This is a genomic window from Bacillus sp. UNC125MFCrub1.1 (genome assembly GCF_000701305.1).
GTDB lineage: Bacteria > Bacillota > Bacilli > Bacillales > Bacillaceae > Bacillus > Bacillus altitudinis.
Map to the genome: position 1 here is coordinate 146,863 of NZ_JNIG01000013.1, position 13,316 is coordinate 160,178.

A 13,316-nucleotide genomic window follows, 5' to 3' on the forward strand; every position below is an offset into this window, starting at 1 on the left:
AGGTTGTGGTCCACTTGAAACATTTCATTCAATCACTCTTAAAAAAAACCGAGGCCAGTCCATCCCCCTCTGTCGTCGAGCTGGAAAAAAGACTCACCGCTCTTGAGCAGAAAATGTCTGCACCTGCTCCGCCTGTCTCTGAGGATACGCACATTCACATTGAATCACTGCATGTGGACAAAATTGACTACCATTTAGAGTTTGGTGAGCTTTCCATTGATCAGCTTAAAGGCAGACTCAACATTGGAGCCACCTATTACACGCCAAAGGACCCGCACCTCAAAAAGGCAGCTTCAGTACCGAAGCCAAAAGAAACAAAAACACCAAAAGTCTCCATTCGATCAAAGTCTTCATCTCAGCACGACCGGAAGCCAGAAATAAACCGCAAGCACAATCGCTACAATACTGATCACATTTAGCCAAAAGCCAGCCTTGACCATATCAGATATTTTCAGCACATCTGCACTAAAGACAGCCGCATTTGGCGGTGTGGAGATTGGCAGCATAAATGCACATGAGGAAGCTAACGCAGCCGCAGCCATTAAGCCATACGGCTCCATGCCAATTGCAAGTCCAAGCCCTACTGTAATTGGAATGATCATGTTCGCAACTGCTGTATTAGACATAATTTCGGTCATAAATAAAATTGAAGCCGTTAAAATAATTAGCAGCATGAGGTAAGACAGCCCATTTAAATGCTGTAAATTTTCCCCGATCCATCCTGTTAGATTCGTTTCCGCAAATCCTGTAGCGAGCGAAAGCCCGCCTCCAAACAAAAGCAAAAGCCCCCATGGCAACTGCTTCATATCCTGCCATTCTAGTATTCTCTCTCCATTTGTCGCTGGAATGAGAAATAACAGCATCGCCCCAAAAATTGCGATCGACGTATCCGAGACAGGAAGCCCGCCAAACAAAAAGATTTTAAAAATCCATAAAAAAGCCGTCATAAGAAAAATAGCAAAAACCCATTTTTCTTCTTGTTTCATTTTGCCTAAATCCTCTAAACCCTTCCGTATAAACGCTGCTCCCATTTCCCCTGTGTGCTCTACCTTAAACTGTATCTTGGTCAAATACAGAAATAAGAGAATGAGCAGAACAGCCGCCACCGGAAAACCAAACAAAAACCATTCAAAAAACATAATTTCTCGATCTAACAGCTTTTTTGACATCGCCGCAAAAACAGCATTTGGCACAGACCCAACGAGTGTCGCCAGTCCGCCAATAGAGGCTGAATAAGCGACCGATAATAGGATGCTTTTACTGAATCGGTCAAGAGATGCACCAGACAAAATATCGTTCGCCTTCACCTCTTTAATCACAGCCAGTGCCACAGGCAGCATCATCAGTGCTGTGGCTGCATTTGAAATCCACATAGATAGAAAAGCCGTTGCTATCATAACCCCTAATACAATGCGGTCACTTCTTGTGCCAATGATGTTTAAAATATGTAAGGCCATTCTTCTATGTAAATTCCATTTTTCAATAGCAATGGCAATCATAAATCCGCCCATGTACATAAAAACAATCGGGTCTCCATAAGCTCTTGATGTTTGCTCCATCGATAGCCCGCCAAGTGTTGGCAAAAGGATGATGGGCAATAAAGAGGTCGCCGGTATAGGCAAAGCTTCTGTGACCCACCATGTCGCAGTCCATGCTGTAATGCCAAGTACCACTCTCGCTGCATAGGTCAATTCACTTTCTGGAATGAGCAAAAAAATAAGCAAAAAGAAGATCGGTCCAAGAACAAGTCCAGTTAGATTCACTTTTTTATAAACGATCACAATTCCTCCTTCATGAAAACGCTTTTAATTTTTTCTAATTTTTCACATTCGATGATCACATAAAAAATCCTTTAAATCATAAGAAAAAATGAAGATATCCTTAAGCAGCAACTGTGTCTTGATTTCATATTTCCACTTCATATCTTGGGCTATTTTCATAGGAGAAACTATACAAATCCTACACAGTAACTGTAAACTATAGAGGATCTAATCAAAAATTGAGGTGTTTTCATTGTATACAGATCAACGAAAATCATTTTGGAAACAGAAAAAAGTCATCATTCCCCTTCTTAGCATCATCGCGATTGCTGCTGCTCTCTTTTTCTTAAAAGATACGCTTTTCTCAAAAGAAAAAGAGGCGCTGAAAGCCGCTGAATCCTTTACGAAACATCTGGAGAAAAAAGAATTCACGAAACTAGCAGATGAGGTCACAAGTGGCTCTCTGAAAGCCAGTGACTTTTCTAAAAAACAACTTGCCGAAAAATACGATAAGATCTTTAGCGGCATTGGTGCAAGTGATCTAAACGTCTCAAACGTCAACGTAGAAAAACAGGACAAAGGAAATGGGTATCAATTCACCTATGAAGTCACGATGAAAACGTCACTTGGAAAACTGAACAAACTCTCTTACAAGGGCGTTCTCTCCGAAGAGGATAACGAGTGGAAAGTAGACTGGAAACCAAATCTCATCTTCCCGCAAATGGAAACGGGTGACACCATCAAAGTGACAACGGATCCTGCGGTACGCGGAAATATTGTAGATCGAAAAGGGCGCACGTTAGCCGAAACAACTGGTGGACACGCACTTGGCATCATCCCTGGAAAACTCGGGACAGGCACGGAAAAAGAAAGCAACATCAAAAAAATCAGCAGCGCTTTTGATATAGATGAAGAGCTGATTCAAAATCAGCTGAAACAAGCATGGGTTACAGATGACACATTTGTCCCGCTAAAGTCTATGTTAGAGCAAAAGCCGATTCCAAAAGACATAAATGGCGTCACCTATCAAACGAAGGAAATGCGCTACTATCCATATAACGAAGCCGCTGCCCATCTGACAGGCTATGTGGGAAAAGCAAATGCGGATGATATCAAAAGAAATCCAGCTTTAAAGGCGGATCAAATCATCGGCAAAACCGGCCTTGAATTCACATTTGACAAGAACTTAAGAGGACAAGATGGCGGAAGCATCCTCATTATCCATGATGAAACAGGTATTGAAGAAACATTACAAAAAACAGACCGAAAAGACGGAAAAACAGTCAAGCTGACCATTGATGCATCTTTACAGAAAAAAGCCTATCAACAGCTGAAAGGTGAAAAAGGGGCTGTCACCATTATGAACCCATCATCAGGTGATTTATTAGCGCTTGTTAGCACCCCTTCTTACGATGTCAATTTAATGACCAACGGGATCACGCCTAAACAATATCAAGCATACAGTGAAAATCCTGATCTCCCATTCCAAGCTCGATATGCGAGCAGATATGCACCAGGATCTACTTTCAAAACCATTACAGCAGCGATTGGACTGGAAACAGGTGTCACAAAACCTAATAAAGTGCGCACCATTCATGGACTGAAATGGCAAAAGGATCAATCATGGGGAAATTATCGCATTACACGGGTTCATGACAAAGAACAAGTCAATATGGTCGATGCCCTCGTGTACTCAGATAATATTTATTTTGGACAGGAAGCCCTTGAAATCGGCAAAGATACTTACGAGAAAAAAGTGAAAACATTTGGGTTTGGTGATGATTTAAACATGCCGTTTACAATGAAACCGGCACAAGTGTCTAACGACGGAATCAAATCAGACATCTTACTTGCCGACTCAGCATATGGCCAAGGAGAATTACTCATGTCACCAATTGAACAAGTACATGCCTATTCTCCATTTGCAACAGGAGGAAAGCTTGTGTACCCTCGAGTCATTCAGGATGAAAAAACAGCATCACCAAAACAGATCATCAAAGAAGATACTGCAAATACGGTGAAGGACGCACTGACTCAAGTCGTCACCAATTCAAACGGAACCGCTCACTCGTTGCAAATAAAAGGGGCTGATATAGCCGCTAAAACGGGAACAGCGGAACTCAAGAGCAAACAAGGTGCGACAGACGGTACTGAAAATGGATTTTTACTTGCGTTTAATCCTAAAAAAGAAGATTACGTCCTCGTCGGCATGATTGAAGGTGTGAAAAACCGTGGAGGCAGTGGACTTGTCATTCAAAAAATGAAGCCTGTCATCGCTTCTTTCTATAAATAACCCTTTAGAGACACACGCTCCATCAAGCGCATGTGTCTCTTTTTTTCTAAATCATGACAATTTGCTATTGTTTTATAGTTCACCTTATGAATAAAATGAGGAGAATGAAAAAAAGAAACAAGTTGAATGAAAGGAGGAAGTCTCATTGGCTATTGCTGCTCAAACAAAGGATAAACCTCAAAAAGCGGTCACCGGTTCAACGGTTTATCCTATTTTATTGATTATTGGTATTTGCCATATGCTCAACGACACATTGCAAGCCGTGATTCCTGCCATGTTCCCTATTTTAGAACGCTCAATGGGGCTGACCTTTACTCAATTAGGGCTAATCGCCTTTACATTAAATATGGTCTCCTCTGTCATGCAGCCTGCGATCGGGTGGTACACAGATAAACGGCCGATGCCCTATGCACTGCCTATCGCATTATTTTCAAGTGCTGTCGGCATTCTCGGCCTTGCGTTTGCGCCATCATTTGCAACCATCCTACTGTGCGTCGTCTTTATTGGACTCGGCTCTGCGATTTTCCATCCAGAGGGCTCACGGGTTGCCAACATGGCAGCTGGTCCTAGACGGGGTCTTGCTCAATCCATCTATCAAGTCGGTGGAAATACAGGTCAAGCCTTTGCTCCGCTAATCGCTGCATTCATGCTCGTCCCTCTCGGTCAGCCAGGTGTGGCTTGGTTTACGATTGTTGGAATGATTGCTGTCGGTTTCCTTCTTTATATTTCAAGATGGTACGCAGGAAGACTTCAAACCATACGAGCACAAGCGAAAAAAGCGCCTGCAAAAGCAGCAAGATCTGAACTTCACCGCAAGTCAGCGCTCACAGCACTTGGCATTATCGTCTTTCTTATTTTCGCGCGTTCTTGGTATGGAAATGCGATCTCGAATTTCTATGCGTTTTATGCGATTGAACAATATGGTTTGACGATTAAAGAATCACAAACTTATATTTTCTTATTTCTTATATTAGGTGCGATTGGGACATTTTTAGGCGGACCGCTTGCAGACCGTTTTGGCAAGAAAACCGTGATTTTAATTTCCTTATTGGCATCCTTTCCGCTTGCCCTACTTCTCCCATTTGCCGGACCGGTTGTTGCTTATGTTTTACTTGGACTTATTGGGATCATTCTGACTTCAAGCTTCTCTGTCACCGTAGTCTATGCCCAAGAACTATTTCCCGGGAAAATTGGCACAATGTCTGGTTTAACTGTTGGGCTTGCGTTTGGTATGGGAGCGATCGGATCCGTTGCCCTCGGCTCATTAATTGATGCAGTCGGTTTAACGCCTACCATGATCGGTGTCGCCTTTTTACCGATATTAGGCATCCTAGCCTTTTTACTGCCAAGCGATCAGACCATAGCGAAATGGAATGAATCATAAAAGGTAAAAACCGCTCAATAAATGAGCGGTTTTTTCATATCTTATAAAAATGCGTGTCAGGAACATGCTTCTTTGCAATAAACCCCTGCTGAAAGTCTGGAAAGACCTTTTGCACCTGTTTAATTTTCAGATGAATCAAATCCGCATACGGAATATACAAATGATCCACAAGAGTGTGTTCTGTCATATAGTAATACCAATTCAGATTAAAGTTTTTTTCATCAATGATCGTAAAGGCAGAAAAATGATAGAACAGCAGTGGACATTCGTCGAGATACATATCTCCTTTCACAACGGAAAGCTTATAGTTTTCAATATTCCAAATTGCTGCATTGGCACCTTTAGATGCCACCACATGGACACCCTCAAAATCATCGACCCATCTTTCAACATACCGCTGATCACCATATGTCTTTTTTTCCGTATCCATTTCTACTGTACAGTGCGCAATGCAGTTCTCTTTCCACTGCGTGACTGCCTGTTTGGCAATATCTGTGTTACGACAGCCTACAAACCCAGTATTAAAGCGGCCAGACAACTCGTAATAACGATAGAATCGCTTGGAATTCATATGATCTGTCAAAAATACATGAGCGAGTGGATTTTCTGCAAATATCGCCTCTGGATCATGATAAAAATACAAATCCGTATCCAAATGAGCGAGATAATCTGCATCAGAGGACTCAAGAATTTTGAGTAGAAACGCAGGCTTAAGCGTCCAGCAATACTCGTGGAACGTACGATCCGCCTTTGCTTTTCGCAGCGAATCATCTTCCACATCTTCAAGCTGTTCATATTGGACATGTGGATGAGGAAATTGACTTAACACCTTGTAAGCCAAAGGATCAGCACATAAGACAGAAAGTTTGTATGATTGAGCCGTCTGCTCAAGTGAATGAATCAGCGCCAGCAGCTTAAATACATGGGTATTGGACACAATGGTTGTGAAATGATAGGATGCCATCTACAACACATCCACTTGGAACAAGTCAACATGCAGCAGCTCTTTTGTGAGCCCTTGAATGGCTTCTGCCAGCACCGTGCAGCCATGTTCCTGCTTGGCAAGCTGGGCCGCCTCTGACAGCTTTTTCAAAGGGAAATGCTTTGCCGTCAGCACGTCCTTTTGATCACGTTTAATGCCTACATTCCGCTCTGTGATCATATGAAGCAGCTCCAAAAAATAAGCGAGCAGATCATCATATGCTTCATTCTTACGCAGCTGGCGAATGTCTTTCACGATATCATTTGTCACGGTATGAGAAAATGGTCCAGAGAAAGCCAAATGAACATCAATCGAATCAATATTGTTGTACTTCTCGCACATATACAAAATGTTATATTTGATGTCATCGAATGACGTTAAATTACTTGGATGTTCCTGATGCACACTTAAAATATCCTCACGCAGCTCAAATGAGAGGCCAAGCTGATGCAGACGAATGCCTAAATCATAATCCTCAAACCCGTATCGAACGATTTTTTCATCAAACATCCCTAGTTCCATGACATGCTTTCGCTTGACGGAAGAGTTATTTGTGATAAAAAATCGCCACGGCAATTGATAAGAACTTAAATCATAGTCGTACGTGTTTAAAATGTCTTTCAGAATATCAATAAATTCGGACTGCAAGTCGAAGCTTCTCTCTAGAAATGCTCCGTTTTTTATTTCCTCCATCGACACAAGAGACGTTTTGTCTTTCATTTTCCGCTGATACAGCCCTTGTTTTTTTAATCGTTTCACATGATCTTTATCAAAACCGGTGTAAAAATAACGGTAGATTCGCTTCCAGCATACACCGCAAATGACACGGTCCTCATGATCAGCATGTGCCTCTGCGTGCTTTTGAATAAATTGGGGCTCTGCCAACATATCGCTGTCATGGAATATTAAGAGGTCTCCCTCTGCCTCACGAATGGCATGATTGCGCCCCTTGGCAATTCCTTGATTGACAGGAATACGCACCTTTTTGAATGGAAAGTTCACCTCAATGTTTTCGAGCATTTCCATCGTGCCGTCCGTTGACCCATTATCAGCAACAATGACCTCAAATGGAATATCGGTTTCCTGAAGCGTTAAGGAAAAGAGGCTCCCTTCTAAACGCTCTTTCGCATTATAACTCGGAATAATGACGCTGACCTTCGGCTTTTCATTCATGCGCCATCCTCCTCCAGTTTGGCATAGCCGTTAAACATCGGATTGACTTGTTCTACCGATTCAATCACATGACGCAGCACTTCTCGATAGGCTTCTTGGAAAAATGGCAAATCATCTCTTCCTTTTTCATGGATTTGCTGCATATCATCTTTGCTTAAGATCCGAAAACCACTGAAATGATAGCAAATGAGTGGGCTTCCATCCTCAAGCAAAATACGTCCATTCTCTTCCTGATAAGAATGCTGGCCATAATTCCAGTGACCAATATTCACACCCTTTGTTTGAATATCTTCTACTTTTTCAAACAGCATCGGCATATGATCCAAATACCCTTGATCGCCAAATTTTCCTTCTCCAGGCGCATTTTTGCATTCCTTTAGACATTCTTCTTTCCACCAGCTAAGGCACTTTCGGCCGGCTTCATCTCCTTTAAAATGCAGGAAGCCTGAGTTATAACGCCCTAAAAGCTTCTGAAGCATCTTCACTTCCTCTGGATCAAAGCTTGGAATGACAATATCCCCTCTTGATAGCAGCACAGACGCATCAGGCTGATTTTGAAAAATCACTTGTGGACGCTCATAAAAGAACAAATCCGCATCAAGATACGTCACTTCCTCCGCCTGGCCCTGCTTAAATAGCCACTCAATCCAAATCGGTTTTAATGTCCAGCAATATTCCGAATCATTTCGTTCCTTTTTGATCTCTAGAAGCTCCGGCGTTTCAAGCTCACGCACATGAACAAGATCGACATGCTTGAAATTCATTTGATGAAGCAAATCAAATGCAGCATCATCCATACATAACGTCTTGATGACAGCATCATCTTCTACTTGCTTCAACGATAAGAAAAACGCAATGGCTTGATAAAGTCTTCCACTTGATAGAACCGTACAATATATGCTGTTCATCTGTATACACCTCTATTTTTGAAAGAATTCGCGATACCATTCAATTGTCTTTTCTAACCCTTCATCAATGGAGTAATCAGGCTTCCAATCAAGCAGCTTTCTCGCCTTTTCTGCTGATAAATATTGATGCTTAATCTCATGCGTTCCTTGATTCAAAATACACGGCTTCAGTTCACTGCCCATCGCCTTTAAGATTTTATCAACGAGCTCAAGCACGGTCAGCTGAATTTCATTACTAAAGTTAAATGCTTCTCCTGCAAGCCCTTTTTCCTCCATTTTTTCAGCTAGCAGTAAATAAGCCTTGACCGCATCTTCAATATAGAAATAATCACGGATAAAGGTTCCGTCACTTCTAATTTCTGGCGCCTTTCCCTCTAACACAAGCTGGATGGTTTGCGGAATGATTCGGTTAAAATTCAAATCCCCGCCTCCATATAAATTACCGCAGCGCGTAATACAAACCGGAAGACCATATGTGTTGTAGTACGTGTGAGAAATTAAATCTGCACAGCTTTTTGACACATCATATGGATGCTTGCCGTTAAGCGGCATGTCTTCATCATAAGGAAGCTGCTCTTGATCCCCGTATGCTTTATCACTCGATGCCACAATCACTCGTTTGATAAGCGGCTGCCTTCTGCATGCCTCCAGCACATTCCATGTTCCTAAAATATTGGCTTCAAATGTAGAGACCGGGTGACGATTTGCGACCCCAACAATCGCTTGGGCGGCCAAATGAAAGACCGTATCAATCTCATATTCTCCTAACGCACGTTCTATCGTTTGCATGTCCTCAAGTGCGCCTTGGACGACATTCATCTTTTCAAATTGACTGCCTTGATATAAGTTCGATCTTGGCACCTGATCACGTACAAGCCCTGTTACGTTTGCTCCTTGATCTATCAATTCCTTGACGAGGTAACTCCCTAACAATCCCGTACACCCGGTCACAAATACGTTTTTCCCATTCCAAAATCCGCTCATGCTGTCACCAAACCTTCCATGGTTGTTTTCCTTCAGTCCACATGCCGTTGATTTCTTTCAAGTTTTTATACGTATCAATTGCTGTCCAAAATCCGTGGTGCTCATAGACTGCAAGCTCGCCATCATTCGCCAAGTTCTGAAGAGGCTCTGCTTCAAAGACGCACTGATCATCATCTGTTAAATAATCAAAAACCTTTGGAGACAACACAAAAAATCCTCCATTGATCATCCCGATACTGTCTGTCTTCTCAGAGAAGGATTGTGCCATCCCGTTATACACCTTCAGCGTGCCGTACTGTGATTTCTTTTCAATTCCTGTGACAGTGGCAGCTGCTCCAAGCTCTTGATGGCGCTTGAGCAAATGAAACATATTGATATTGGCAAGTCCGTCACCGTACGTCATCATAAATGTCTCATCACCAATATAATCCTGTACCTGCTTTAACCGCCCGCCTGTCATCGTATTCTCACCCGTATCTAAAAAGGTGATTTTCCAATTCTCCGAATTCCCTAAAAGCTTCATTTCCCCTGTCGACATATCCAGCTGCATGCTGTGATGCCGCCAGTCGTAGTTGAGAAAATACTCTTTGATTTTCTCTCCTTTATATCCAAGCAATAAGATAAACTCGTCTACACCGTAATACTGATAGATTTTCATAATATGCCATAGAATAGGCCGATCTCCGATCATAGCAAGTGGTTTAGGAAGCGCTTGTGTGACCTCACTCATTCTCGTTCCCTTTCCTCCGCAGAGAATGACTGCTTTCATCTTCTCCCCTCATCTCTCTATGAAAATTTTTGATTGAAAACCCTATCTTCATGCGGAAAATCAGTACATGTACCCTTATACTTTGTCCGACATCAGGTTTTGAATCTACTCTATTCATATGTTGGAATAAGAGAGGGTGCCACCTAGCATTTAACTATTTTTACAAACAAAAAAGAGCGAGATTTGCATTCTCGCTCTTTCAAAGTTTAAATTGTATATTTTCAGGGTAGATGGTATGATAAACATGTGCATATACAGCACAAACAGCCTCTTTCAATAAAGAGACTACTAGATTGAATGAACTCAAGTGGCAGCTTGCTTCATTCTTAATATGAATCACGGAGGTGAATTCCCATGGCACAAAATGTACTTTGTGAAGTGAACTCTTGCCGTTTTTGGGCTGACAACAGCTGTACAGCCTCTACAATTAAAATTGGTAAAAGCACAATGACTGACGTGACTCGCAATGCTGAAACAGATTGCGAAACATTTGAAACAAAATAATACATGATTTTCTGAGATGAAGGAACTGGCAGGTTCCTTCTTTTCTTTTATCATTCTATCAAGAATGATAATTATTATCAAGCGTTTTTCACGAAACATTTCTCGGGAAATAATGACACGATATTTCTCCATTCGTTGACGATTTTCACTCCTTTTTCTATACTCAACATATCCAAAGAAGAAAAAGTGGTGACCAATCAGTGGATTTTACGATACGTTTTCTATCATTCTATGTGGTTGAAATAGAAGGCAAAGAGGAACAAGCAAATAAACGGTTTAAACATTACCAAACATTAGACCAAGAGGAATTTGAACAAAGTGAGCTGAAAGACTTTCTAGACGGTGAGCTTAAAAAAATCGTCAAACGAAAAGTGGACAGACACCCTAAGTCTGAGCAAGTACCGACTAAAATTGGCCGATTTATTGTCGAACCCGGGCATGAACTCGATTCAAATCCAAACTACAATTTATTTCATCAGACGAGATTTGCAGATACAAAAGAAGTATTTAACGAATGCAGTGAACAATTTGTTCGCACCTATTTAGATACAAGTGCTGTCAGAGGCGGCGTGTTTTTGGTTGCATCTGCGGTTCCTAAAAAATATTTCGATGACTCTTTTGTCTTTATCATGAAATGCGATTTTGAACAGAAAGTCGCTTCTATTGCTGATACATCTACCTTGATCAAAAAAGTAGAAATGGCGATTACAACAAAAAACATGAAATCGATTCAATACCCGTTTATGCCAGAAGAGGGCATGACAGAGGAAGCCGAAGTGAAAATTCACCAATCCTCACACGCTCGTTATTTTGAAGACTTTCTGAAATTCGTCGAATACGGAGAATCGATGCCTGAAATCATGAAATCACAGGTCATGAATATGGTGCAGGAACATGTATTTGAAACATTTCAGGATGAAAGTGAAGAATTAAAACAATTTGAAGAGGACCTTGAAATATGGGAAGCAAGTGAAAAACGGGAGATTCGGGAAACACTCGATACAGAACAGGTCACACTAGCGGCTTCGCATATTGTTGAACAAACCCCTGATATCACAATGAAGATGCGTCTAGGCGAAACAGAAATTAAAGGACTTTTAGCCGACTTCGGCCACTCGATTCATATCGCAAAGGTCAACAATCGATATGTCGTGCTCGTTGAAGCAGATCAAATTGTATTTGAAAAAGGAAGCACACCTGTTGAATTCCATAAACCCAATGGATTGAAAGAGGTCGTCAGCCAACTCACGCAAAAAGCCTATGATTCAGACTTAGAATAAGAGAATATGACTGCCTCCTGCGATCAGCTGCATGAGGCAGTTTTTTATATAAAGCTTTATTTTTTACACTGCACTAGAAGAAACATGCTGCCCGCTTCTTATCCACATGCTGACGAGCATTAAGCTTATGATAAGCATCAGCCAAAAGACGCTGTTTGTTCCGAAAAACTGGATCAACGTATACCCACACAAAGGTCCTAAAGCAGCCCCCATATCTTGAACAAAAGAATAGCTGGCGAGAAAGCGGTTCTTATCTGTTTGAGCAGAAGCTTTTTGAAAGGCAAGTGTATCGGTGAACGTTGTGACAATTGTTGCCATTAGTTGAATCAAAAGCAGCATCAATAGGAACCAGCCGCTTACCTTCAACATGATCACAAGAAAACTGAGCCCTCCAAATGAAAGAAACATCCAGCATAACATTCGTTCCTTCATCACAAGACGATCAAACCATTTGCCCGTTCTCGGTGCGAGAAATGGTTCCCATCCCCACCTGAGTGCTTGAATAACACCGCTTAAAGCCGAAGCTCCGATGACAAAGCCAAACAGAGTCAATTCATCTTGGGCAATCTTTGCTTCAATGACATGACTCAGGGTGGATGCGAATAAACCTTGGATGATCAGTGCGATCAGCATGCCTGTTATCAGTACTTTTACCACATCTCGTGTAAACCACTTCTGTTTGATGCCATGATACACCTGCGTGCCTTCTCTCTTTTCAATTTCATCCAACGATACATAAAAAATGCAGCCCATTAATGTGAGTAAGCCAAAGACAAGCGTCATGGACTGAAAACCGATCAAGCTGGCAAGGATTCCCCCAAATAACATGCCAAATAAACTGCCAAGCCGGTAAAGCCCATTATAAAGACCCGTCAAATGTCCTTGTGAGCCTTCGTCCATTTCAGCTAGGACCCTCATCCCACTCATACGGAGTAACGTCCAAGCGAGACCCCATGCACAGCGGCAAATCAATAGCAGCCAAAATCCACTCATACCATATAATATCGTGGTCACTGACGCGATCAATATTGCGATCAGTACACCGGTCTTCATTGGAATATATCGATAAAGCCACCATACGACAGGTGCTAGCGGGATACGAATGAATCGGTTGATAGACAGCAGTAACCCCACCTCCCAAATGGATGATAAACCAATCTCTTTCCAATAGACCGGGAGAACAATATAGAGCATTGAATCCCCAATAAGGGCAAATGCTGTGATGAGTGCAATTGACACCACTTGCTTTTGACGACGATCCATTTTTTCTTCCCCCTTC

The 13,316-nt window shown here is 41.9% G+C and carries 12 protein-coding genes; 5 read left to right on the forward strand and 7 right to left on the reverse strand.

Features of this window, described 5'->3' with window-relative positions; genetic code table 11:
* The first annotated feature begins 5 nt into the window (after nt 1-5).
* Nucleotides 6-419 carry a hypothetical protein gene (locus tag N521_RS11485; protein WP_231493311.1) on the forward strand — a complete coding sequence of 138 codons (414 nt, stop codon included), beginning with the start codon at nt 6-8 and terminating at the stop codon, nt 417-419.
* On the opposite strand, the gene N521_RS11490 is transcribed toward N521_RS11485, so the two are convergent.
* On the reverse strand, nt 351-1,781 hold the full coding sequence (locus tag N521_RS11490; RefSeq protein WP_035391394.1) for an SLC13 family permease: 1,431 nt from the start codon (nt 1,779-1,781) through the stop codon (nt 351-353). The genes N521_RS11485 and N521_RS11490 overlap by 69 nt on opposite strands.
* Nucleotides 1,782-2,013: 232 nt before the next feature.
* On the opposite strand from N521_RS11490, the gene pbp4 reads away from it, so the two are divergent.
* Both pbp4 and N521_RS11500 read left to right on the forward strand, forming a co-directional pair.
* Nucleotides 2,014-4,053, forward strand: a complete 2,040-nt coding sequence (pbp4, locus tag N521_RS11495) for a penicillin-binding protein PBP4(5) (protein ID WP_035391396.1) — start codon at nt 2,014-2,016, stop codon at nt 4,051-4,053.
* Nucleotides 4,054-4,198: 145 nt separating this feature from the next.
* Nucleotides 4,199-5,437, forward strand: coding sequence for an MFS transporter (locus N521_RS11500; protein WP_035391398.1), 1,239 nt, complete (start codon nt 4,199-4,201; stop codon nt 5,435-5,437).
* A 34-nt stretch (nt 5,438-5,471) separates the two neighbouring features.
* On the opposite strand, the gene N521_RS11505 is transcribed toward N521_RS11500, so the two are convergent.
* Genes N521_RS11505 through rfbF form a run of 5 tightly spaced genes read right to left on the reverse strand, consistent with a single transcriptional unit; the run spans nt 5,472 to nt 10,253 of the window.
* Nucleotides 5,472-6,401: a putative nucleotide-diphospho-sugar transferase gene (locus tag N521_RS11505; RefSeq protein ID WP_007496806.1), complete on the reverse strand. Its 930-nt coding sequence runs from the start codon at nt 6,399-6,401 to the stop codon at nt 5,472-5,474.
* On the reverse strand, nt 6,402-7,592 hold the full coding sequence (locus N521_RS11510) for a glycosyltransferase family 2 protein (RefSeq protein WP_035391401.1): 1,191 nt from the start codon (nt 7,590-7,592) through the stop codon (nt 6,402-6,404). It abuts the gene before it with no gap.
* Nucleotides 7,589-8,500, reverse strand: coding sequence for a putative nucleotide-diphospho-sugar transferase (locus N521_RS11515; protein WP_035391402.1), 912 nt, complete (start codon nt 8,498-8,500; stop codon nt 7,589-7,591). The genes N521_RS11510 and N521_RS11515 overlap by 4 nt, the downstream gene beginning before the upstream one ends.
* A 12-nt stretch (nt 8,501-8,512) precedes the next feature.
* On the reverse strand, nt 8,513-9,484 hold the full coding sequence (locus tag N521_RS11520) for a GDP-mannose 4,6-dehydratase (protein ID WP_017360423.1): 972 nt from the start codon (nt 9,482-9,484) through the stop codon (nt 8,513-8,515).
* 4 nt (nt 9,485-9,488) lie between these two features.
* Nucleotides 9,489-10,253: a glucose-1-phosphate cytidylyltransferase gene (gene rfbF, locus N521_RS11525; protein WP_019743935.1), complete on the reverse strand. Its 765-nt coding sequence runs from the start codon at nt 10,251-10,253 to the stop codon at nt 9,489-9,491.
* Between the two features lie 354 nt (nt 10,254-10,607).
* Between rfbF and N521_RS19280 the strand changes: the two genes are divergently transcribed.
* Both N521_RS19280 and N521_RS11530 read left to right on the forward strand, forming a co-directional pair.
* On the forward strand, nt 10,608-10,757 hold the full coding sequence (locus N521_RS19280; protein WP_008344201.1) for a DUF1540 domain-containing protein: 150 nt from the start codon (nt 10,608-10,610) through the stop codon (nt 10,755-10,757).
* A 200-nt stretch (nt 10,758-10,957) separates the two neighbouring features.
* A complete protein-coding gene (locus tag N521_RS11530; RefSeq protein ID WP_017360425.1) occupies nt 10,958-12,037 on the forward strand; it encodes a DUF3900 domain-containing protein in 1,080 nt (359 codons plus the stop codon).
* Nucleotides 12,038-12,100: 63 nt separating this feature from the next.
* On the opposite strand, the gene N521_RS11535 is transcribed toward N521_RS11530, so the two are convergent.
* Entirely contained in the window at nt 12,101-13,300 is a 1,200-nt protein-coding gene (locus N521_RS11535) for an MFS transporter (protein WP_035391404.1), read from the reverse strand.
* Nucleotides 13,301-13,316: the final 16 nt, after the last annotated feature.